Source organism: Achromobacter spanius (assembly GCF_029637605.1).
Classification (GTDB): domain Bacteria; phylum Pseudomonadota; class Gammaproteobacteria; order Burkholderiales; family Burkholderiaceae_B; genus Achromobacter; species Achromobacter spanius_E.
The window spans coordinates 1,930,315-1,952,649 of sequence record NZ_CP121261.1 but is presented as its reverse complement, the minus strand read 5'-3'; the positions used below and the strand labels follow the sequence as shown (position 1 = coordinate 1,952,649).

Below are 22,335 nucleotides of genomic sequence, written 5' to 3'. Positions count from 1 at the left end.
GGCCATGGTTGCGTTGATTGACCCCGCCGTTTGGCCCGAACTGACCTTGCCGCAGATGCTGCGCGAGCAGGCGCGGCGGCAGCCCGAGGCCATAGCCATCCGGCAAAAAGACTTTGGCATCTGGAAGCCGCTGACCTGGGCGGGCTACTGGCAGCGGGCATGCCGCGTAGGGCTGGGGCTGCGCGCCCTGGGCTTGAGTGTGGGCGGCCGGGTTGCCATCGTGTCCGAGAACCGCGTGGAGTGGCTACTGACCCAACTGGGCGCGGGCACCGTGGGCGGCGTGGCGGTGGGCGTGTACCCCACCAGCCCGGCTGAGGAAATGGGCTATGTGCTGGAGCACGCCGACGTTGAACTGGTGGTGTGTGAAGACCAGGAGCAGACCGACAAGGTGCTGCAGGTGGCGCACCGCTTGCCGCTGTTGCGCCGCATTGTGATGATCGAAACCAAGGGCCTGCGTTCCTACGCGCCGGCCGAGCGCGAGCGCATCGTGAGCTTTGCCGAGGTAGAAGCCGACGGCGCGCGCCGCGAGTCCGCGGAGTTCGCGGCCTTGAATGCTGCCCTGGATACGCAGCGCCTGGATGAAACCGGCTTGATGATTTATACATCCGGCTCCACCGGCAAGCCCAAGGGCGCGATGCTCAGCTACCGCAACATGCGGGGCGTGGCGCCGGGTATTGCCGACCGGCTGTCGATGGATGCGCATAGCGTGCATCTGTCGTACCTGCCGCTGTGCCACGTGGCCGAGCAAATGCTGTCCACCTTCGTGCCGCTATACCTGGGTTCGCAGGTGAATTTTGGCGAATCCATCCGCACGGTGCAGGAAGACCTGCGCGAAGTCGCGCCGACGATCTTCCTGGGCGTGCCGCGCATCTGGGAAAAGCTGCACGCATCGATTTCGATCAAGATGCAGGAAGCGGGGCGGCTGCAACAGTGGCTGTACCGGCAGGCATTGGCGCGCTGCGCACCCTTCCTGGAAAAGTCGCCCGCGCAGTACAGCATGGGCGAACGACTGACACATGCGCTGTGGTATTGGCTGGTGTTGCGCGCCTTGCAGAACTTCATTGGCTTGCGGCGCGTGCGCGTGGCCATGACCGGCGCCGCGCCCATCCCGCCCGACGTAGTGCGCTATTTCCGCAACCTGGGCGTGCCGCTGCTGGAGGTGTATGGCCTGACGGAATCGGCCGGCATGATCTTCGGCCAGCATCCCGACCGCGTGAAAGTAGGCACGGTGGGCGAACCGATTCTGGGCGTGGAATGGAAGATGGGTGACGCCGGCGAACTGCTGGTGCGCGGCGACATGGTGTTCCAGGGCTACTACAAGAACGCGGACGCCACGGCCGATACGGTGCGTGATGGCTGGCTGTACACGGGCGACGTGGTGGCGGAACAAGACGGGCGCGTGCGCATCGTAGACCGCCTGAAAGACATCATGATCACCGCGGGCGGCAAGAACCTGACGCCGTCCGAAATTGAAAACGCCGTCAAGGGCAGCCCGTATGTGAAGGAATGCATCGTTATTGCCGATGGCCGCAAGTTCGTGTCGGCGCTTATCCAGCTTGAGTTCGACACGGTGGGCAAGTGGGCCGAGTCGCGCCGCATTGCGTTCACGCATTTCCGGTCGTTGGCCGAAACGGCGGAGGTGCGCGAACTGGTGCAGCAGGAAGTGTCGCGCGCCAACGCCGGGCTTGCGCCCGTGTCCCAGATCAAGCGCTTTCACCTGCTGACCAAGGAACTGGATCATGACGATGGCGAGGTGACGGCCACGATGAAAGTGCGCCGTGCCAGCATCTATCGCACCTACGCCAAGGAAATTGAAATGCTCTACGTTGAGGAGACGATGGCATGAACGAAGCCGTGATCGTGGAAGCGGTGCGCACGCCGTTCGGCCGGCGCGGCGGATGGTGGTCCGACACGCGGCCCGATACGCTGCTGGCGCAAACCGTAGACGGCTTGCTGGCGCGTGCCGGCTTGCCGGGCGAGAAGGTCGAGGACCTGATCGCGGGCTGCGTCAGCCAGGCGGGCGAGCAGGGGGCGAACGTGGGGCGCTTGGCGGCCATGCTGTCGACCTTGCCGGAAAGCGTGCCAGGTGTGACGCTGAACCGGATGTGCGGATCCAGCCAGCAGGCGGTGCATTTCGGCGCGCAGGCGATCGCCGCGGGCGACATGCGCTATGTGGTGGCGGGCGGCGTTGAAAGCATGAGCCGCGTGCCGATGTTCCTGGACGTGACCTTGGGGCAAAGCGAATTCAAGGGCTTTGAATCGCTGAACCCTGCGCTGCTGGAACGCCATGCCCTGATCCACCAGATTGAAAGCGCGGAACGCATTGCCGACCACTGGCGTTTGTCGCAGGCCGAGATGGATGAGTGGGCGCGCGAAAGTCATGCACGCGCCTGGGTCGCCGCGCGCGCCGGGCTGCACGCGGAACTGCTGCCGGGGCCGCAGGCGGCCGTGCATCGCGATGAAGGCATCCGCGAGACCACCGACCCGGCGCGCATGGCGGCCATGGCGCCGGCGATGCGGCCGGCAGGGCAGGGTGGTGTTACCGCCGCCAACGCCAGCCAATTGGCCGACGGCGCGGCGGCGGTATTGCTGGCCGACCACGATACGGCGCTGTCAGACGGGCTGCGTCCGCGCGCCCGATTCCTGGCGCGGGTGGTGGTCGGGTCGGACCCCGTGATGCAGTTGACGGGCGTGATTCCGGCTGCGCGCATGGCCTTGGCGCGCGCCGGCCTGGCCCTGGAAGACATCGATTGGATCGAAATCAACGAGGCCTTCGCCAGCGTGGTGCTGGCCTGGCAACGCGAGCTGGACGCCAAACCGTCGCGCGTCAATCCTTGGGGCGGCGCGATTGCGCACGGCCATCCCCTGGGCGCGACCGGCGCGGGCTTGATGGCCAAGATGCTGGCCGGCCTTGAAGCGACCGAGGGCGAGATTGGCATGCAACTGATGTGCATCGGCCATGGCATGGCCACGGCGACCATCATCCAGAGACTGTGAAGCGCCATGAACAAGACCGCGGTCGTCGCGCCGCGCGATGAAGGCACGGAGTCCGAGCGCCGCCGCGAGCTGGTGCTGACGGCCGGCCGGCTGTTCTGCAAGCATGGCTACGAGCGCACGACCGTGCGCGAACTGGCCCGCGCCGTGGGCTTGCAGTCCGGCAGCCTGTTCCACCATTTCCGCAGCAAGGAAGAAATACTGGTGGCCGTGATGAACAACGGCATCCAGGAAGTGATCGACGGCGGCGAACGGGCGCTGGCGCATTACGACGCGCCGGCCGACCGGCTGGCCGCGCTGTTTCGCGTCCACATGTGGAGCATGCTGCAAGGGGCGGGGGGCGACGCCATGAACGCGCTGGTGTACGAATGGCGCAGCCTGTCCGCGCCCAGCCAGTCGGCGGTCAAGGCGTTAAGTGATCGCTACGAGGCGATGTGGCAGTCCGTGGTGGCCGGCGCGGTGGAGGCGGGCATGATCAAGGGCGATGCGCGCGTCATCAAGCGTTGCGTGCTGGGGGCGATGAACCTGACGGTGCAGTGGTACAAACCGGGCGGGCGCCTGGCGCCCGCCGAGTTCATTGATGCGATGTTGCTGGCGTCGTTGCCGGCCTTGCCCACGGGCGCGGGCGCTTGGCCCTTGCCGGGTCAGGCTACCGACGCTTGAGATAGGCGCCCACGGCGCAGGCCACGGCCAGCGCCAGCAAACAACCGGCCACGGGCAGCAGGAAGTCGGCTTCGCCGTGATACCCGCCTCCGGTGACGCCGCCCGCCACACCACCCATCCACAGCAGCGCGGACAGCAGCGATGCCACCGCTGAGATCGCCGCGGCGATGCAAAGCGCAATGAACACCGGCCGGCGCGGTCGCGCGGAGACGTAGGGCGAAGCCGGCAGAGCGCGGCGCGGTTGCTTGATCCAGTAGATCAGCCCCGCCGCGATCAGCAGCAGCATCAGGATCTTGAAGATCATGATGCCGCCTTGGGCAAGCCGCCTTTAGTCTTCACGACGCAGGTGCGGGAACAGGATGACGTCGCGGATGCTGGGGCTGTCGGTCAGCAGCATGACCAGGCGGTCGATGCCGATGCCGCAGCCGCCCGTCGGAGGCATGCCGTATTCCAGCGCGCGGATGTAGTCCGCGTCGTAGAACATGGCTTCTTCGTCGCCGGCGTCCTTGGCTTCCACTTGCGAGCGGAAGCGTTCGGCCTGGTCTTCGGGGTCGTTCAATTCCGAGAAGCCGTTGGCGATTTCGCGGCCCGTCATGAACAGTTCGAAGCGCTCGGTGATGCCCTCGCGCGTGTCGGAAGCGCGCGCCAGCGGCGACACTTCAACCGGGTAATCGATGATGTAGGTGGGGTTCCAGAGCTTGGCTTCGGCCGTCTCTTCGAACAGCGCCAGTTGCAGCGCGCCCAGGCCGGCGCGCGACAGCACGGGGCCGTCGGCATCCGCGCCCAGCTTCTTCAATTCGGCGCGTACGAAGGCGGGGTCGTCCAGTTGTTCCTGGGTGTAGCCCGGCGCGTACTTCAGGATGGCTTCGCAGATGGTCAGGCGGTCGAACGGCTTGGACAGGTCCAGCTCGCGTTCCTGATACGTCAGCACGGCGCTGCCGGTGGCCGAGATGGCGGCCTGGCGGATCAGTTCTTCCGTGAAGTCCATCAGCCAGCGGTATTCCGCAAAGGCCGCATAGAACTCCATCATCGTGAATTCAGGGTTGTGACGCGGGCTGACGCCTTCGTTGCGGAAGTTGCGGTTGACTTCGAACACGCGCTCGAAGCCGCCGACGATCAGGCGCTTCAGGTAGAGCTCGGGCGCAATGCGCAGGTACATTTCCATGTCCAGCGCATTGTGGTGCGTGACGAAGGGCTTGGCCGCCGCGCCGCCCGGAATCGGATGCAGCATGGGCGTTTCCACTTCCAGAAAGCCGGCGTTCAGCATGAACTGGCGGATGCTGCCCACGGCCTTGCTGCGCGCTTCGAACGTGCGGCGCGTGGCGTCCGTCATGATCAGGTCAACGTAGCGCTGACGGTAGCGCAGTTCCTGGTCGGCCACGCCGTGGAACTTGTCCGGCAGCGGGCGCAGCGACTTCGACAGCAGGCGAGCCGTGGCGGCGTGCACCGACAGTTCGCCCTTGTTGGTCTTGAAGACCGACCCTTCGATCGCGATGATGTCGCCGATGTCCCATTGCTTGAACGCGGCGTAGTGGTCTTCGCCCAGCGTGCCACGGTCCAGGTAGATCTGGATGCGGCCGGTGCTGTCTTGCAGCGTGGCGAAGCTGGCCTTGCCCATGACGCGCTTGAGCATCATGCGGCCGGCGACCTTGACGGTGACGGCGGCGGCGGCCAGGGCTTCCTGTTCTTCGCCGTCGTACTTGTCGTGCAGCGCGGCGGCGCGGGCGTCCGGAACGAAATCGTTGGGGTACGCGACCCCGGCTTCGCGCAGTTTGGCCAGCTTGGCGCGCCGTTCGGCGATCAAGCGGTTTTCATCCTGGGCGGGTGCCGGAGTGGTCGAGTGGTCGGTCATGGTAAGGGGATCAGTCGTAATTGCGGATGTCGTCGATTTCGGTCGTGCCGAAATCTTCGCGATCCAGGTAGGCAAGGATGCGGGCGGCCACGTTGGCGGGCGAAGCGAGCTTGCCGGTGGCGTGGAAGTCCTGGAACTTGGCCAGCGCCGGGAAGCTGTCGGGGTCGCTGGAACGGATGGCGACCTGCATGTCGGTGTCGACGATGCCGGGGGCCAGCGCAACGATGCGCGCGCCGTCATCGCCTTGTTCCTGCTTGACCACGCGCGAATACATATCCAGCGCGGCCTTGGTGGCGCAGTAGACGCCCCAGCCGGCGTTCGGATTGCGGCCCGCGCCGGACGAGATGTTCAGCACGCGGCGGTCGGCCTTCAGGTCTTCTACGGCGGCCAGGAAGCGCGCGGTCAGCAGCATGACGGCGGTGACGTTCAGATTGAACGCGGCGGTAATGGCCGCGCTGTCGATCAGGGCGTCGGTGCCGGTCACGGGGTGCACCGTGCCCGCGTTGTTGATCAACAGGTAGCGCTTGGCATCGCGCGGCAGGGCCGAGCAGATGCGTTCGGCCGCGGCTTCCGCCGCCTTCAGGTCCGAGAGGTCCACGGACAGTTGTTCCAGTTGCACATCCTGCGACCGCGCGTAGGCGGCCAGTTCAGGGTCTTCGCGGCGCGCCAGCGTGATCAGGCGGGTGCCCGGTTTGAGCAGGCCGCGCGCCATGGCGGCGCCGATGCCGCGCGAAGCGCCGGTAAGGATTGCGATGGTGTCAGACATTCGTGGACCTCTGGGTGCGGTTAGCGGAAGTACTGCGACAAACTTAAACGCCTTGCTTCAGGCTGGCCTGGATGAAGGGATCCAGGTCGCCGTCCAGCACTTTTTGCGTGTTGGAGATTTCAACGTTCGTGCGCAGGTCCTTGATGCGGCTCTGGTCCAGCACGTAGGAACGGATCTGGTGGCCCCAACCCACATCGGTCTTGGAGTCTTCCAGCTTCTGCTGTTCGGCCATGCGGTTGCGCATTTCCAGTTCGTAGAGCTTGGACTTCAGCATCTGCATGGCTTCGGCGCGGTTGCGGTGCTGCGACCGGTCGTTCTGGCACTGCACCACGATGCCCGTGGGGATGTGGGTCAGGCGCACGGCGGAATCGGTCTTGTTGATGTGCTGACCGCCCGCGCCGGACGCGCGGTAGGTGTCCACGCGCAGGTCGGCGGGGTTCACTTCAACTTCAAATGATTCGTCGACTTCGGGGTACACGAACACGCTGGCAAATGACGTGTGGCGGCCGCCGGAGGAATCGAACGGGCTCTTGCGGACCAGGCGATGCACGCCGGTTTCGGTGCGCAGGTAGCCGAAGGCGTATTCGCCTTCCATCTTGATGGTGGCCGACTTGATGCCGGCGACGTCGCCTTCGGATTCTTCCAGCACTTCAACCTTGAAGCCCTTGCGCTCGGCGTACTTGAGGTACTGGCGCAGCAGCATCGAGGCCCAGTCCTGCGCTTCCGTGCCGCCCGCGCCCGCCTGGATGTCCAGGAAGCAGTTCAGCGGATCGGCCGGATTCGAGAACATGCGGCGGAATTCCAGGTTTTCGAGCTTTTCCTGGAATGCGTCGGCGTCTTTTTCGATGGATTCAAGCGTGGAATCGTCGTCGTCGGCCTCGGCCAGTTCGAACAATTCGTTGGCGTCGGCCAAGCCCGTGCCAAGACCGGTGAGCGTTTCCACCACGTCTTCCAGGGCTTTCTTTTCACGGCCCAGGTCCTGGGCGTGCTTCGGGTCGTTCCAGACCGCCGGGTCTTCAAGCTCGGCGTTTACAACGTGCAGGCGTTCAGCTTTGGCATCGTAGTCAAAGATACCTCCGTAGAGCCTGTTCGCGCTCCGCGTAATCGGCGAGGCGGGCTGCGAGCTGGTTCTGACGTTCGGCTTCCATGATGATTCCTGATGACTTTTGTGCGAAACCTGGCATTTTAGCGTGGATGAGGCAATAGCGCGGGCGGGGTTTGTAAGACGGGGGGACGGAAGGGATAGAGCGGATGCGCAGCTCGTAGGATGGGTGAAGCGCGGGAAGGCGTCGGCAAGAATTCAGGTGCGGAACGCGCGTAACCCATCAGCCGGCCGCCACCGTATAGGTACGGCCCATGAGGATTTAGGTACTGCCCATGAGAATTCGGCGTTGTTTGATGGGTTGCGCGCGTTCTACACCTGCGTTCTTGCCCGGACTTTGCCGCGCTTCACCCATCCTACGATCTGCGCGGCAGCTTTACCCCGCGTGTTCGATTACCAACTGTACCGACACCATCCCGTTCCACACGTTCTGTTCCAGCCGGTACGCCGCCTGTATATGTTCCGGCAACGATTGATCGTGGCCGAACCAGATGGCGTCAAAGCGCTGGTGGCCGCGTTCCAATGACAGCTTCAAGTGCTTTTCACCAACCAAACGCTGGTTGCGCACGGTGAATTCGTCCAGGAACAAGGGGGCGGCAAAGCCCGCGCCCCAGACTTGCTGCTGCAACATGCCCGCGACTTCGGCGTTGGCATAGCCGGATTCCAGTGACCCATCGGTTTCGATGACGGGTTCAAACGTGTCGCGGCCGGTCAGTTCACGCACTGCCGCGTCGAACGCGGGGGCGAAGGCGGGGAAGTCGGCGCGGCCCAGCGTCAGGCCGGCGGCCATGGCGTGGCCACCGAATTTGCGGATCAGGTTGGGGTGGCGCTTGGACACGAGGTCCAGTGCGTCGCGCAGGTGCACATCGGGAATCGAACGGCCCGAGCCCCGGATTTCGTCGTCGCCCGCGGGGGCGAAGGCCAATGTGGGGCGCCAGAATTTCTCTTTCAGGCGCGAGGCCACCAGGCCCACCACGCCCTGGTGCCAACCGGGGTCGAACACGCAGACCGTGGCGCCCGCCGATGCGTTGGGTTCTTCCATGGCGGCCAGCGCCTGCTCGCGCATTTCGGCTTCGATGGTGCGGCGTTCGCGGTTGATGTTGTCGAGCTCTCGCGCCATTTCCAGCGCTTGGGCCTCATCGTCGGTGGTCAGGCAGGCGATGCCCAGGCTCATGTCGGCCAGGCGGCCCGCGGCGTTGATGCGCGGGCCCAGGGCAAAGCCCAGGTCGAAACCATTGGCGCTGCGCGGCTCGCGGCCGGCCACGGCGAACAGCGCGCGCAGGCCCGGTTGCAGGCGGCCGCTGCGCATGCGTTGCAGGCCTTGCGTGACCAGCAGGCGGTTGTTGGCGTCCAGCTTGACCACGTCGGCCACGGTGCCCAAGGCCACCAGGTCTGACAGCGCATCCAGGCGCGGGCCGCCATCGGCCGGGTAGACGCCACGGCGGCGCAGCTCGGCGCGCAAGGCCAGCATCATGTAGAAGATCACGCCCACGCCCGCCAGATTCTTTGACGGGAAACCGCAGCCGGGCTGGTTCGGGTTCACGATGGCCAGCGCGTCGGGTAGGGTGTCGCCGGGCAAGTGGTGGTCGGTGATGACCACGCCGATGCCGGCATCGTTGGCGGCGGCCACGCCGTCGACGCTGGCGATGCCGTTGTCCACGGTGATGATGATGTCGGGCTTGCCGCTGCGGTGGCGCACGGCCAGGTCGACCACGGCGGGCGACAGGCCATAGCCGGTTTCAAAGCGGTTCGGCACCAGGAAGTCAACGTCAGCGCCCATGGCGGACAGGGCGCGCAGGCCGACCGCGCAGGCGGTGGCGCCGTCGCAATCGTAGTCGGCCACGATCAAGAGCTTCTTGCCGGCCTGGATGGCGTCGGCCAGCACGCCGGCCGCGTGCGCGGAATGGGTCAGGCCGGCGGGCGGCAGCAGCGACGGCCAGGCCAGCTTGGTTTGATCAGGATGCGTGACGCCGCGCGCGGCCCACAGGCGGGCCAGCAGCGGGTGGATGCCGGACGCTTCCAGGATGCGGCAGGCTTCCAGGGCGGCGGGTCGGGTCGTTAAGCGGGGTGAGACCACCAGGCGCTCCAGTTTTTCTTGGGCGCGGGCAGCAAGCCTAGCAGGCCCCCGCGCGGTTTCAGGGTCAGCGCGGCTTGGCGGTCGTCGCCCAGCAGCAGCAGTTCGGTGGGGGCGGGTGGCAGGCCATGCTTGCCGGCCAGCGGGCGCAGGTGCTGCGCATCCAGTTCGGCCAAGGCGTCCAGCCAGCCGGACCAGTCGCCCGTCCGTTGCGGGGCGTCCAGCCCGGTCAGCACGTACTCGGCACCGGCAGGCGCGGCCGCCCACGGCGTGCCGCCGCCATAAAGCCACAAGGCATTGACCGGGGGCAGGCCGCGCGCGGCGCGCTCGTCGTTGACGGGGTGTTCGTGCCACGCCATCTGAATTTCATTGAGCAGCTTGCGCCAGGGACGGGTTTCGGCGTCTTGGCGCCACCATTCGTTCAGCCGGTGGCCAGCCACCACCAGCGGCGACGCGGTCTGCGGACGCAAGCCCTCGGGCAAGCTCAGGCGCCAGCGTTGGGGTGACAGCGCGTGGACGGCGAAGCCCGTGCCGTCAAACAGCGGGCGCGCCGTGTCCAGCAAGGCGTCGGATTCCTGCGCGCGCAATTCCATTTGGCCGGGGTCCAGCAGATTGGCCTGGTCGGCGCCCAATGCCAGGTGGACCAACTCGGCCAGCCACACGGCCTGGCCAGCCGGGGCGTGGTCGCCCGCCAGCAGCGGCCCCAGCCCCGCGCCTTGCAGCAGGCCGGGTTCGGCCTGGTAGCCCGCGCGGTTCAGTTGCCAGGATTCAAATGCGGTACAGCCGTGGGCGCGCACATCAAACGGCGTGGCGCGTGCGGTGCCGGCCAGCAGCCAGTGGTGCAGCGTGGGGGCGCGCTCGGGTAGCAGTTTGGCCAGTTCGGCGGCAACGGGAAGGGCGGGCAGGGCGCCCGGAATGACGATCAGCATGGGCGGGATTGTAGTCTGGCAGGGCGCCGGGAACTAAGGGGGGGTAGCGCCTGCCATAGCTTGACACGGCTGGTCGTGGAACCGCACATCCGCGGCGCGATTTCCAGGCCGTTAATGCCATAATGCGCACGTGCTGAAAATACCCTACGAACTATGGATAGGCGCCCGCTATGCCGGGATGGCCCGAATCCGCCAGCGACGCGGGCGCCGCGATCGCTTCATCTCCTTCATCGCCGCCAGCTCCATGGCGGGCATCGCGCTGGGCGTTGCTGCCCTGATCGTGGTGCTGTCCGTGATGAACGGCTTTCAAAAAGAAGTGCGCGACCGCATGTTGTCGGTGCTGCCGCACATCGAACTCTACATTCCCGGCGCGTTGCCCGAACGGGTGCTTGAGCAGTGGCAGCAGTTTGCCACCGCGGCCGAGAAGAACCCCGAGGTCAAGGCCGGCGCGCCCTTCGTGGCGGCGCAAGGCATGCTGGTACGCGGCCAGGCGCTGCGGGGCGTGCAGGTGCGGGGCATCGACCCCGCCACCGAAGGCAACGTGTCGGACCTGCCGCGCCAGATGGTGACGGGCAAGCTGACCGACCTGAAAGCCGGCGGCTTCGGCGTGGTGCTGGGCAACGAACTGGCCGATGGCCTGGGCGTGAAAGTGGGCGACACGCTGCTGATGATGGCGCCGCAGGGCTCGATCAGCCCGGCCGGCTTCGCGCCGCGCATGCGCCAGTTCACCGTGGTGGGCGTGTTCTCGTCGGGCCACTATGAATATGATTCGTCGCTGGCGTTCGTGGACAACCAGGACGCCGCGCGCGTGTTCCGCGAAAGCGGCACGGCGGGCGTGCGGCTGCGCATTGCCGACATGCAGAAAGCGCCCGAAGTCGCCAACGAACTGAAGAAGGTCTTGCCGCCCTACGTGATGGCCAGCGACTGGTCGCGCAACAACCGCACCTGGTTCGCCGCCGTGCAGACCGAAAAGCGCATGATGTTCCTGATTTTGGCCTTGATCGTCGCCGTGGCGGCGTTCAATTTGCTGTCGTCCTTGGTGATGGCCGTGAAGGACAAGCAGTCGGACATCGCCATCCTGCGCACGCTGGGCGCCGGGCCGGGCGAAGTGGCCCGCATCTTCCTGGTGCAGGGCGCCATGATCGGCGTGATCGGCACCTTGCTGGGCGTGGCGGGCGGTATTGTCATTGCCTACAACGTGGACGTGATCGTGCCGTTCATCGAACGCCTGCTGGGCGTGCATTTCTTGCCGCGCGAAGTCTATTTCATCAGTGCGTTGCCGTCGGACCCGCAAATGGGCGACATCGTCACCATCGGCCTGACGTCCTTGGTGCTGTCGCTGCTGGCCACGCTGTATCCCAGTTGGCGCGCTTCGCGCCTGCAACCGGCACAGGTGCTGCGCCATGATTAAGATTCCCAACGCAGACGCCTTGACCCCCGCGTTGCAAGCCGAAAACATCGTCAAGTTCTATGACGAAGGCCCCGCCCGCATCGACGTGCTGAGCGATGTCAGCCTGACGGTGGCGCGCGGCGAGATGGTCGCCATCGTGGGCGCGTCGGGCTCGGGCAAAAGCACCTTGCTGCACATTTTGGGCTTGCTGGACGTGCCCAACAGCGGCTCGGTGTCGGTGGACGGCAAATTGGCCGTGGGCTTGTCGGAAGCGAAAAAAAGCGCGGTGCGCAACAGCAGCCTGGGCTTTGTGTACCAGTTTCACCATCTGCTGCCGGAATTTTCGGCGCTGGATAACGTGGCGATGCCGCTGATCGTGCGTCGCGAAAACCGCGACAAGGCCCGCGAGGCCGCGCGCGAGGTGCTGGCGCTGGTGGGCCTGGCCGCGCGCGAAGATCACTTCCCGGGCCAATTGTCGGGTGGCGAGCGTCAGCGGGTCGCCTTGGCGCGCGCGCTGGTGACGCGCCCGGTGTGCGTGCTGGCCGATGAACCCACCGGCAACCTGGACCGCAACACGGCGCACAAGATGTTCGAGCTGCTGACGCGTGTGAACCAGGAATCGGGCACGGCGTTTGCCATCGTCACGCACGACCCCGAACTGGCCGCCCGCGCCGACCGCCAATTGTTGATGGAAAGCGGCAGGCTGGTGTCGGGGTAAGCCGGGCAGGGGTGCATAATCCTGCCAAGGAGGCCATGCCCATGCTGATCGACACCCACTGCCATCTGGACGCCGCGGAATTCGACGCCGACCGCCAGCAGGTGGCCGACCACGCTTGCGAAGCCGGCGTCCGGTCCATCGTCATCCCCGCCATCGAACGCGCCAACTTTTCAGTGGTGCAACGGCTGGCCGGGCAGATCGCCGGCGGCGCCTATGCGCTGGGCATCCATCCGCTTTACGTGCAGCGCGCGCAGGATTCCGACCTGGACGTGCTGCGCGACACCATCAAACAGTGCCTGGGCGACCCCCGCTTTGTTGCCATCGGCGAAATCGGCCTGGACTTCTTTGTGCCCGAGATTTCCTCCGGTGAAGCCCGCGAGCGCCAGGAACGGTTCTATGCCGCGCAACTGGCGATGGCCGTGGAATTCAAGCTGCCGGTGCTGCTGCATGTGCGCCGGTCGCAAGACATCTTGCTGAAATACCTGCGCCGCCATGGCCCCATTGGCGGCATCGCGCACGCCTTCAACGGCAGCGCACAGCAAGCCCAGGCGTTCATCGATCACGGGTTCGCCCTGGGCATGGGGGGCGCCATGACGTATGAACGCGCCCTGCAGATTCGCCGCCATGCGGTGGATGTGGATCTGGCGCATCTGGTGCTGGAAACCGATGCGCCGGATATTCCGCCTGCCTGGCTGCACCCGCCCCAGCGCCGCAACCGGCCGGGGGAATTGCTGCGTATCGCCGCCGTTCTGGCTGAGCTGCGTGGCATCACGCCCGCGCAGGTGGCGCACGCCACCACGGCCAATGCGATGCGGGTATTGCCGCGCCTGCCGGCCGCAATTCTGACTGATGACGACTGAATCCGTCCCTTAATGTTTAACGCAGATGACAGTAGTTGTGGCAGGGATGCATCACAGATCTAAGAAATTTCTGAAAGCTTTCTAAAAACTGAATAGAAACTGACGAAAAGATGAATCGCTTATTGGGAATGCCTATCATTGGCGTTCGTTAAAAATCCCAATCAGCGCGATGCGCGCCGCCCAGCCCGGGTGGTTCCCTGCGATTCCTTATGTCCATTCAGAAAAGCGTTACCCGCCTCGGGGCAGTTCCCCCCACATCCCCTTCATCGTTCCGCCTGCTGCCTTTGGCCATGACCATCGCCATGACCGGCGCGGCCCACGCCCAGGCGCCCAACCGCGCCATGGAAGACACCATGGGCGTTGCGCAACTGGATACGGTGGTGGTCACCGCTGCCGGCTTCGAACAGGAAATCAAGAACGCGCCCGCTTCCATTTCCGTCATCACGCGTGAACAGCTTGAAACCAAGCCGTTCCACAACCTGGCCGATGCGGTCGCCGACGTGGAAGGCGTGACGGTTGAGCGGGGCGGCAAGGCGGGCGGCATGAACATCAGCATTCGCGGCCTGCCCAGTGACTACACGTTGGTGCTGGTTGACGGCAAGCGGCTGAACCAGAACAGTTCGGGCTCGCGGCCCAACGGCTTTGGCGACGTAGACACCAACTTCATCCCGCCCATGGCCGCCATCGAACGCATTGAAGTCGTACGCGGCCCGATGTCCACGCTGTACGGCTCGGACGCCATGGGCGGCGTGATCAACATCATCACCCGCAAGACCAGCCAGGAATGGATCGGCCAGATCACGCTGGACGGCACCGCGCAAGGTGACAACACCTACGGCAACAACTACGGCGCGGCGTTTTACCTCAGCGGCCCCATCAAGACCGACAAGCTGGGCCTGACCCTGCGCGGCGGCCACTATCGCCGCCTGAGCGCCCACGGCAGCTACCCCGCCAACCAGGCGGAAGCCGACAGCGGCAACTACACCGGCAACATCGCCGCCTTCACCGGCCTGGGCGACAGCACGCAACAGAACGTGGGCGTGCGCCTGGCGCTCACGCCCAACCGCAACCACGACGTGCTCTTCGACGTGGACAGCAACTGGCAAACCTATGACAACGGCAACGAGGAACTGGGCACGCTGAACAGCAGCATCGCGCCCAAGCGCCAGGGCGGCGGCTATGAGCCCGAATTGAAGTTCAACCGCCAGCGTTATGCGCTGACGCACCTGGGCCGCTACAGCGGTTCGGTCAGTTCCGACACCAGCATTGTTTACGACACCACCGACACCATCGGCCGCACCAACCCCATGAACTGGCCGCGCCGCCCGGCCGACGGCGACAATCGCGACCTGGAATACGACAACTGGGTGTTCGACACCAAGTGGACGACGCCGCTGTACAACGAACGCCACAACCTGACTGTGGGCGGGCAGTGGCGCGAGCAGCATTTCAAGGACACGCTGGTGTCCGCGCCGCTGGACCAGCGCCAGTATCAATGGGCGTTGTTTGCTGAAGACGAATGGCGCATTGTCGACGACCTGGCGCTAACGGCCGGCGCCCGATACGACCGCAACGAGCAATTCGGCGGCAAGTGGAGCCCGCGCGGCTACCTGGTGTGGAACGCCACGCCGATGTGGACGGTCAAGGGCGGTGTCAGCAAGGGCTACAAGACGCCCGACATCAACCTGATGACGGACGGCATCATCGGCCTGGGCGCGCAGGGCACCAAGCCCTTGCTGGGCAACTCGCAACTGAAGCCGGAAAGCAGCACCGCGTCTGAATTGGGCCTGCTGTTTGACGATGGCGAGGGCCTGTCCGGCAACCTGACGGCGTTTCACACCAAGTTCAAGGACAAGATCGATAGCCAGAGCGTGCCCAATTGCCTGGCCGTGGGCGGCCCGGCGGCCGGATGCCTGGACTTGGGCGTGTGGGAACGCAACGGTATTCCCGTGGCCGACTTCTCGCAGCGCGTGAACGTCGATACCGCCACCATCCAGGGCTTTGAACTGGGCGGCCGCGTGCCGCTGGGCGGCGGCGTCTCGTTCAACGGCAACTACACGCTGACCGCCAGCGAAGTGACCTCGGGCGACAAGGAAGGCCAACCGCTGGGATCGCAACCGCGCCACGCCCTTAACCTGGGCCTGAACTGGCGTATCAACGACCAGTTCAACGTGTGGGCGCGCGGCGAATACCGCGCCAAGCAGTTCAACAACATGAACTGGGAAAAAGAGCAGGTGTTCTACGACCCGTACTGGCTGGCCAGCACGGGCGGCTCGTATACCGTCAACAAGAACGTGACCTTGTCGGCGTCGGTGTTCAACCTGTTCGACAAGAACTTCGTGAACTACGGCCCCACGAAGGTGGGCACCACCACTCCGGCCGCGAACGCCAACTGGACCAACTCTTACCGCCAGGTGCTGGAAGGCCGTCGCTTGTGGGTATCGGCGAACATCACGTTCTGATGCAGGCGGGCCGCCCGGTGGGCAAGGGCGGCCGCGCCTCGCGGGGCAGCTCAATGCGCACGCTCAAGCCTTGCGGCGAGACGTTGCGCGCCCGGATGCGGCCCTTGTGCGCGGCCACCGCGGCCTGGGCGATGGACAGGCCCAGGCCCGCGCCGGAACCGGGCGTGTTCGCGCCCGAGGCGGCGCGGAAAAAAGGCTCGAACAGGGATTCCAGGTCTTCCTGTGCGACGCCGGGACCCCGGTCTTCGATTTCTACGCAAACGGCCTCGGCGCTATCCAGCAGCCGCACTCGGATGGCGCTGTGGGCGGGCGCGAAGCGCAGCGCGTTGCGCATGACGTTTTCGATGGCGCTGGACAGGCTGTCGCGGTCGCCGATGATGGGCACTGGCGCTGGCGGATCCCACACGATGCGCACTTGCTGTTCGCCGGCTTCAAAGCGGGCGTCGTCCACCACCGCGCTGACGATGTCGGTCAGGTCCAGCACGTCGCGCGGTTCGGGCAGGGCGCCCAAGCGGGCCAGCCGCAAGGTGCTGCCAACCAGCGCGTCCAGCCGCTCGCATTCGCGCTCGATGCGATCCAGTTGTACGTCCTGGCGTTCGTCCTTGCGGCGTGCCAGTTCGCTGGCAAGACGCAGGCGAGCCAGCGGCGAACGCAGTTCGTGCGCGATGTTGTGCAGCAATTGTTCGCGCGTATCCACCACCGCTTTCAAGCGGTCCGCCATGGCGTTGAAGTCGCGCGCCAGCAGGCCAAGTTCGTCTTTGCGCCCGGCTAGTTGGGCTGGCGTATGGGCGTCCAGGTCACCCGCCGCCAAGGCGTGTGTGGTGTGGCGCAACTGCGTCAAGGGCGCGGTGACGTGGCGCGTCAGCGCCCAGCAGAAAGGCGCCGTGACCGCCAGCGCGAACAGCAGCAAGGCCAGCGCCACGGGTGACAACCCCAGCACTTCCCAATGCGAGGAATCGAAGGGCAGGAACAGCATCAGCCGTTCGGAGCCATCGGGCAGCACCAGAAGCTGGGGTTGCCACCAGGACACGCGCTGACCCGAGGCCTCGGGCGCAAGCAGTTCAGCCTGCGTAGGCCGGTCCGACGCGGCGCGATAGGCGCTGAGCCAATCGTGCATGCGGGCGGGCAGTGTGCGGCCCAGGATTTCGGCGTCGTTCGCGTCCAGGATGTAGATCTTCAGCGCGGAATAGCGCTGGTCCATCGCTTCAACCCAGCGTTGCAGGCCGCCTTCGCCATGAATGCGCGCCACCTGTTCCGCGTCGTGCGTCAGGCTGGCGGGGTTCAGGCCGTCCAGCGAATTGATGCGATACCAGGCGACGGCCGCCGTGAACAGCATGCCGCACACCAGGATGATGGCCATGGCGGACCAGAACGTCAGGAACGCGCGCCAGAACAGCGACCGCGTGGGCAACAACCAGGGCATCAGACCGAACCCGCCAGCACATAGCCCAGGCCGCGCAGGTTGCGGATCGATAGCGTGCCGTTGGCCTGGTCCAGATGCAGCTTTTTGCGCAAGGCGCTGATGTGGGTGTCGATGCTGCGGTCGTAGCGGTCAGGCCGGCGGCCCAGCGCATACAGGCCAATCTGTTCGCGTGCCACCACCTGGCCAGGGGCGCGCATCAGCAGTTCCAGGATGCGCTGCTCGGCGCCCGTCAGCGGCACGTCTTCGGTGTCCAGCCGCGCGCGGCCGGTGGCGGGGTCGAGCGACAAGGCGCCCACCGTCAGGTTGGGCCGGGTGGTCTCCGGCATTTCTTCAAAACGCCGCAGCACCGCCGTCATGCGCGCCTTGAGCTCGCGCGGGCTGAAGGGTTTGGCCAGATAATCGTCGGCGCCGAACTCCAGCCCCAGTACGCGGTCGGTTTCACCGCCGTGCGCCGTGAACATGATGACCGGGCGCCGCGAACGTTGCCGGTATTGCTTGAGCAGGTCCAGGCCATTGCCGTCCGGCAGCATCAGGTCCAGCAGGATCAGGTCGTAGTCTTGCTGCGCCAACAGCGCCAGCCCGTGGGCGCCAGTGTGAGCCAGGCTGAGCAGGCAATGATTGGGTTCCAGGTATTCCTGCAGCATCTGCGCCAGTTCGACGTCGTCGTCGATAAGCAGGATGCGGCGCGCTACCGCTGATTGGGAATAAAGCATTCGTAGAGGGTTCCGCACCCGGTAGTGTGGCTGAAGGCCACCACCCCGAGTGTCAAGAAGTGCGAAGAAGATAAAAGTTGCGGAAAGGTGTTTGCCCGGTTCCGAAGGCCTCAATTCTAATATGAGAATAGTTTTCATTAAGAAATAAGAGGCAGGTCCGAGGCCGCGCACGGGGCGCGGCAGGGTCTGATACGGGAGCAAGCGACCATCATGAGCAGCAACGATCTGGCCTTGGGCGGCCGTGTTTTGACATCGCGCACGCAGTTGGCGGCGGCACTTTGCGCAGCGGGTTTGGGCATGGGCCCAGCGGCGGCGTGGGCGCAAAACGCCAGCGAGGCCAAGACCCTGGAAACCGTCGTGGTAACGGCCAGCGGCTACGAACAGCAGATTCAGGATGCGCCCGCGTCCATCAGCGTGATCACCCGCGAAGACCTGGACAAGAAGTTCTACCGCGACGTGAATGACGCCTTGCTGGAAGTGCCGGGCGTCATCATCACCGGTGGCGGTGACCGCCAGGACATCAGCCTGCGTGGCATGGGCCCGCAATACACGCTGATCTTGATCGACGGCAAGCGCCAGAGCTCGCGCGAAACCCGCACCAACTCGGATTCCGCCGGGGTGGAAGGCGGTTGGACGCCGCCGCTGGCCGCCATCGAGCGCATCGAAGTGGTGCGCGGCCCGATGTCGTCGCTGTATGGCTCCGACGCCATGGGCGGGGTGATCAACATCATCACCCGCAAGGTGCCCGATGAATGGGGCGGCGAGATCCGCATGGACACGACCATTCAGGAAAGCAATAAATCGGGCGACATCTACCAGGGCAACTTCTACCTGGCGGGTCCCATCAAGAACGATTTGCTGGGTTTGCAGATCTACGGCCAGGCCTCGCAACGCGACGAAGACGACATCGTCAACGGCTTTCGCAAGCGCAATTCGGACAGCGTCACGGCCAAGCTGGCGCTGACGCCCAACCGCGATCACGACATCGTGCTGGAAGCCACCACGATGCGCCAGAAAATGCAGGAAACGCTGGGCAAGACGGTGGCCCCGCTGGCGCCGGGCGTGGCGTGCCCACGCACCGGTTGCCCGGCGTCGGGCCAGAACGACTATCGCAGCAACAAGTGGGCGCTGTCGCACACCGGGCGCTGGGGCTGGGCCGTGTCGGACAGCTATGTGCAGCAGGAAGAATTCGACAACCGCTCGCGCCAGATGAAGGTCAAGAACCTGAATCTGCAAACAAGCTGGACCATGCCGCTGGGCTCGCACATGCTGACCTTGGGCGGCACCTACCTGAGCCAGCGCCTGAACGACCAGACCGGTAACCAACTGGCCGGCGGCCCCAGCAAGGTCGACCGCTATCAGTGGGCCTTGTTTGCCGAAGACGAATGGCGCCTGACCGAATCGTTTGCCGTCACGACCGGCCTGCGCATGGACGAAGACGAAAACTTCGGCACCCATTTCAGCCCGCGCCTGTATGGCGTGTGGCACATGGCTGACCGCTGGACCTTGAAGGGCGGCGTGTCCACGGGTTTCCGTGCACCCGACCTGCGCCAGACGGTGGCGGGCTGGGGCCAGGTCAGCCGGGGCGGCAACATGTACGGCAACCCCGACCTGACGCCCGAGAAGTCGGTCACCGAGGAAATCGGCATCCTGTATGACGATGGCGAAGGCTTCAATGCCGGCCTGACCCTGTTCAACAATGACTTCAAGGACAAGATCACCCGCGTGGCTTGCCCCTTGTCGCAATGCACGGAAGGCCCTAATCAGTTCGGCTCCAACCCCACCACCTACATGAACGTGGACAAGGCCGTGTCGCGCGGCGTCGAAGCCAGCATGAAGTTCCCGTTGGCGCGGGATTGGTCTTTGACCAGCAGCTACACGTTCACCAAGTCGGAACAGAAATCGGGCCAGTACAAGGGTGAGCCGCTGAACCAACTGCCCAAGCATTTGTTCACCACCACGGTGAACTGGCAGGCGTCCGATGCGCTGGAAGCCTGGGCGCGCGTGAACTACCGCGGCAAGGAAAGCCAGCCGACCACGGGCGCGTCGTCGTCATCCGTGGTGGCGCCGTCCTATACCTTCGTGGACATGGGCGCGTCGTACGCGGTGAACAAGACCGTGTCGGTGTATGCCGGCATCTACAACCTGTTCGACAAGCAGGTCACGTATGACGATTACGAGTACGTGGAAGACGGCCGCCGTTACTGGCTGGGCGTGGGCGTGAAATTCTGATCGCAATGAGTAAGGGGGGCGCTTCTCGTCCCCCGGCAATACACAGAGGGTGCTATGACGATGCTGGAAAAAAAGGGCTGTGCCCGCCGTTGGTTGCTTCAGGCGGGCGCCGCGTTGGCGCTGAGCGCGGCGGTTGGCGTGTGCGCGGCGCAGGGCACCGTGCCCGTCAAACATGCGCGCGGCGAGACCAATGTGCCGGCCAATCCAACCAAGACCATCGTCATGGACATGGCGGTGCTGGATACGATGCATGCGCTGGGCGTGGAAGTGGCGGGCGTGCCCACCGTCGCCAAGCTGCCGCCGCAATTGGCGCAGTACGCCGACGATCGCTACCTGAAAGTCGGTTCGCTGTTTGAGCCCAACTACGAGGTGATCCATGCCGCGCAGCCGCAGGTGATATTCGTGGCCGGCCGGTCGGCGCCTAAATACGATGAACTGTCCAAGCTGGCGCCCACCGTTGACCTGACCGTCAACCCGCGCGACCTGGTGGGCAGCGTGACGCGCAACACCGAAACCCTGGCCGCCATCTACGGCAAAGAGGCGCAGGCCAAGCAGCAGTTGGATGCCTTGCGCGCGTCCATCTCCGCGCTGCAAAGCCAGGCCGCCACGGCCGGCACGGCGCTGATCGTGCTGACCACCGGCGGCAAGATGAGCGCCTATGGCCCGGGCTCGCGCTTTGGCGTCATCCACGATGCGTTTGGCATCAAGCCGGCCTCCAAGGATTTGAACGTGTCGAACCACGGCCAGGCCGTCTCGTTTGAGTTCATTGCCGAGATGGACCCGGACTGGCTCTTTGTGATTGACCGCGATGCCGCGATCGGCCGTGAAGGCGTGTCGGCGCAGCGCATGCTGGACAACGAGCTGATGCGTCCCACCAAGGCGTGGAAGAACAAGCACGTGGTGTATCTGAATGGCTTCAACTGGTATTTGCTGGGCAGCGCCGGCTTGACGGCGATGCAGCAGAACGTGGACGACATCGCGGCGGCGTTGGCGGCGGGCAAGTAAATATCAGGAAAGTGATTGGAATGAAAGTCAGCGGTATGAAAGTCAGCAACATGGCGGCAGTACAAGAAGGGCGTTTGTGAATTGGCGGCGGGTGCTAAGCGGTTGGGGCGGCCTGGCCGCGGTGTTGATGCTGTTGATGGCGCTGTGCGTGGCCAGCATCAGCCTGGGCGCGGGCACGCTGTCCATCACGGCGCTATGGGGTGGGGGCGAAGAGGCCGAGCGAGCCTGGCGCCTGCTGATGGTCAGCCGCGTGCCGCGCACGCTGGCCTTGCTGCTGGCCGGCATGGCGCTGGCGGTGGCGGGCCTGATCATGCAGATGCTGGTGCGCAACCGCTTTGTTGAACCCACCACCGCCGGCACCGTGGAATCCGCCACGCTGGGCATCCTGGTCATCACCTTGCTGGCGCCCGATACGCCAGTGATCGGCAAGATGCTCACCGCCACGGCCTTCGCCCTGGCGGGCACCTTGCTGTTCCTGGCGTTGCTGCGCCGCGTGCCGCTGCGCACGCCCTTCATCGTGCCGCTGATCGGTTTGATTCTGGGCGGCGTCATCCACGCGGCAACCACCTTCCTGGCCTTCCGTTTTGACCTGCTGCAATCGCTGCACGCCTGGACCACGGGCGATTTCTCGGGCGTGTTGCGCGGCCGCTATGAATTGCTGTGGATCGGCTTTGCGCTGGCGTGCGCCGCCTACGCCGCCGCCGACCGCTACACGGTGGCGGGCATGGGGCGCGAGTTCGCGTCCAACCTGGGCCTGAACCACGCGCGCCTGACCTTCGTGGGCCTGCTGATTGTGTCGGCCATTTCGGCGGTGGTGGTGGTGACGGCAGGCGGCATTCCGTTTTTGGGGCTGATCGTGCCCAACGCCGTCAGCCTGGTGCTGGGTGACAACATGCGGCGCTCGATTCCTTGGGTGGCGGCGCTGGGCGGCGTGTTCGTGCTGGCCTGCGACATCATCGGCCGCCTGGTGATTCACCCCTACGAAATCCCGATTGGCACCGTGGTCGGCGTGGTCGGCAGCATCCTGTTTCTGGGCTTGCTGCGCCTGCGGAGGAATCGCCTTGGCTGATACCGCTTTCTTAGGCGCTACTCGCGCTGTTCCACGCACGCCGCAACCCGCGCGCCTGCTGTGGCTGGCCGCCGCCGCGCTGC

General features: G+C 65.2%; 18 protein-coding genes. 10 read left to right on the top strand and 8 right to left on the bottom strand.

Annotated features, from left to right (window positions below; translation table 11 throughout):
* Nucleotides 1–4 precede the first annotated feature (4 nt).
* The 3 genes from P8T11_RS08450 to P8T11_RS08440 are packed head-to-tail and all read left to right on the top strand — an operon-like array spanning nucleotide 5 to nucleotide 3,657.
* Complete coding sequence (locus tag P8T11_RS08450) at nucleotides 5–1,846, top strand: AMP-dependent synthetase/ligase (protein WP_418910240.1); 1,842 nt, start codon at nucleotides 5–7, stop codon at nucleotides 1,844–1,846.
* Nucleotides 1,843–2,997: a thiolase family protein gene (locus P8T11_RS08445; protein ID WP_268077370.1), complete on the top strand. Its 1,155-nt coding sequence runs from the start codon at nucleotides 1,843–1,845 to the stop codon at nucleotides 2,995–2,997. The genes P8T11_RS08450 and P8T11_RS08445 overlap by 4 nt, the downstream gene beginning before the upstream one ends.
* A gap of 6 nt (nucleotides 2,998–3,003) precedes the next feature.
* Complete coding sequence (locus tag P8T11_RS08440) at nucleotides 3,004–3,657, top strand: TetR/AcrR family transcriptional regulator (protein WP_268077371.1); 654 nt, start codon at nucleotides 3,004–3,006, stop codon at nucleotides 3,655–3,657.
* Here the strand turns inward: P8T11_RS08440 and P8T11_RS08435 are convergent.
* The 6 genes from P8T11_RS08435 to P8T11_RS08410 all read right to left on the bottom strand — a co-directional run bounded on the left by P8T11_RS08435 (nucleotide 3,644) and on the right by P8T11_RS08410 (nucleotide 10,380).
* Nucleotides 3,644–3,961: a preprotein translocase subunit TatB gene (locus tag P8T11_RS08435; protein WP_268077372.1), complete on the bottom strand. Its 318-nt coding sequence runs from the start codon at nucleotides 3,959–3,961 to the stop codon at nucleotides 3,644–3,646. The two genes, P8T11_RS08440 and P8T11_RS08435, sit on opposite strands and share 14 nt — an antisense overlap.
* A gap of 24 nt (nucleotides 3,962–3,985) precedes the next feature.
* Nucleotides 3,986–5,509 carry a lysine--tRNA ligase gene (lysS, locus tag P8T11_RS08430; RefSeq protein WP_268077373.1) on the bottom strand — a complete coding sequence of 508 codons (1,524 nt, stop codon included), beginning with the start codon at nucleotides 5,507–5,509 and terminating at the stop codon, nucleotides 3,986–3,988.
* A gap of 10 nt (nucleotides 5,510–5,519) precedes the next feature.
* A complete protein-coding gene (locus tag P8T11_RS08425; protein WP_268077374.1) occupies nucleotides 5,520–6,275 on the bottom strand; it encodes an SDR family oxidoreductase in 756 nt (251 codons plus the stop codon).
* A gap of 43 nt (nucleotides 6,276–6,318) precedes the next feature.
* Nucleotides 6,319–7,423, bottom strand: a protein-coding gene (gene prfB / locus P8T11_RS08420) for a peptide chain release factor 2 (protein ID WP_100856261.1) whose coding sequence is annotated in 2 segments (ribosomal slippage) — nucleotides 6,319–7,341 and nucleotides 7,343–7,423 — 1,104 coding nt in all. Because the reading frame shifts where the segments join, the coding sequence is not laid out codon by codon here.
* A gap of 330 nt (nucleotides 7,424–7,753) precedes the next feature.
* Nucleotides 7,754–9,454: a single-stranded-DNA-specific exonuclease RecJ gene (gene recJ / locus P8T11_RS08415; protein ID WP_268077375.1), complete on the bottom strand. Its 1,701-nt coding sequence runs from the start codon at nucleotides 9,452–9,454 to the stop codon at nucleotides 7,754–7,756.
* Nucleotides 9,436–10,380 carry a hypothetical protein gene (locus tag P8T11_RS08410; RefSeq protein ID WP_268077376.1) on the bottom strand — a complete coding sequence of 315 codons (945 nt, stop codon included), beginning with the start codon at nucleotides 10,378–10,380 and terminating at the stop codon, nucleotides 9,436–9,438. Before P8T11_RS08410 ends, recJ begins: the two co-directional genes overlap by 19 nt.
* A 178-nt stretch (nucleotides 10,381–10,558) precedes the next feature.
* On the opposite strand from P8T11_RS08410, the gene P8T11_RS08405 reads away from it, so the two are divergent.
* The 4 genes from P8T11_RS08405 (at nucleotide 10,559) to P8T11_RS08390 (ending at nucleotide 15,810) form a co-directional block, all read left to right on the top strand.
* Nucleotides 10,559–11,791 (top strand): lipoprotein-releasing ABC transporter permease subunit, encoded by a 1,233-nt coding sequence (locus tag P8T11_RS08405; RefSeq protein WP_268082413.1) that lies wholly within the window; start codon nucleotides 10,559–10,561, stop codon nucleotides 11,789–11,791.
* Entirely contained in the window at nucleotides 11,784–12,488 is a 705-nt protein-coding gene (locus P8T11_RS08400) for an ABC transporter ATP-binding protein (protein WP_268077377.1), read from the top strand. Before P8T11_RS08405 ends, P8T11_RS08400 begins: the two co-directional genes overlap by 8 nt.
* Before the next feature lie 41 nt (nucleotides 12,489–12,529).
* Nucleotides 12,530–13,348 (top strand): TatD family hydrolase, encoded by an 819-nt coding sequence (locus P8T11_RS08395; protein ID WP_268077378.1) that lies wholly within the window; start codon nucleotides 12,530–12,532, stop codon nucleotides 13,346–13,348.
* 290 nt (nucleotides 13,349–13,638) lie between these two features.
* A complete protein-coding gene (locus P8T11_RS08390; protein WP_268077379.1) occupies nucleotides 13,639–15,810 on the top strand; it encodes a TonB-dependent receptor domain-containing protein in 2,172 nt (723 codons plus the stop codon).
* Here the strand turns inward: P8T11_RS08390 and P8T11_RS08385 are convergent.
* On the bottom strand, nucleotides 15,800–17,233 hold the full coding sequence (locus tag P8T11_RS08385; protein WP_268077380.1) for a HAMP domain-containing sensor histidine kinase: 1,434 nt from the start codon (nucleotides 17,231–17,233) through the stop codon (nucleotides 15,800–15,802). The genes P8T11_RS08390 and P8T11_RS08385 overlap by 11 nt on opposite strands.
* Complete coding sequence (locus P8T11_RS08380; RefSeq protein ID WP_268077381.1) at nucleotides 17,233–17,946, bottom strand: response regulator transcription factor; 714 nt, start codon at nucleotides 17,944–17,946, stop codon at nucleotides 17,233–17,235. The genes P8T11_RS08385 and P8T11_RS08380 overlap by 1 nt, the downstream gene beginning before the upstream one ends.
* A 210-nt stretch (nucleotides 17,947–18,156) precedes the next feature.
* Here P8T11_RS08380 and P8T11_RS08375 point away from each other — a divergent pair, with 210 nt between their 5' ends.
* From P8T11_RS08375 to P8T11_RS08365, 3 genes are all read left to right on the top strand, one after another.
* A complete protein-coding gene (locus tag P8T11_RS08375) occupies nucleotides 18,157–20,178 on the top strand; it encodes a ligand-gated channel protein (RefSeq protein ID WP_268077382.1) in 2,022 nt (673 codons plus the stop codon).
* 54 nt (nucleotides 20,179–20,232) lie between these two features.
* Nucleotides 20,233–21,183 (top strand): siderophore ABC transporter substrate-binding protein, encoded by a 951-nt coding sequence (locus tag P8T11_RS08370; RefSeq protein ID WP_268077383.1) that lies wholly within the window; start codon nucleotides 20,233–20,235, stop codon nucleotides 21,181–21,183.
* 127 nt (nucleotides 21,184–21,310) lie between these two features.
* Nucleotides 21,311–22,252, top strand: a complete 942-nt coding sequence (locus P8T11_RS08365; RefSeq protein ID WP_268082414.1) for an ABC transporter permease — start codon at nucleotides 21,311–21,313, stop codon at nucleotides 22,250–22,252.
* Nucleotides 22,253–22,335 lie beyond the last annotated feature (83 nt).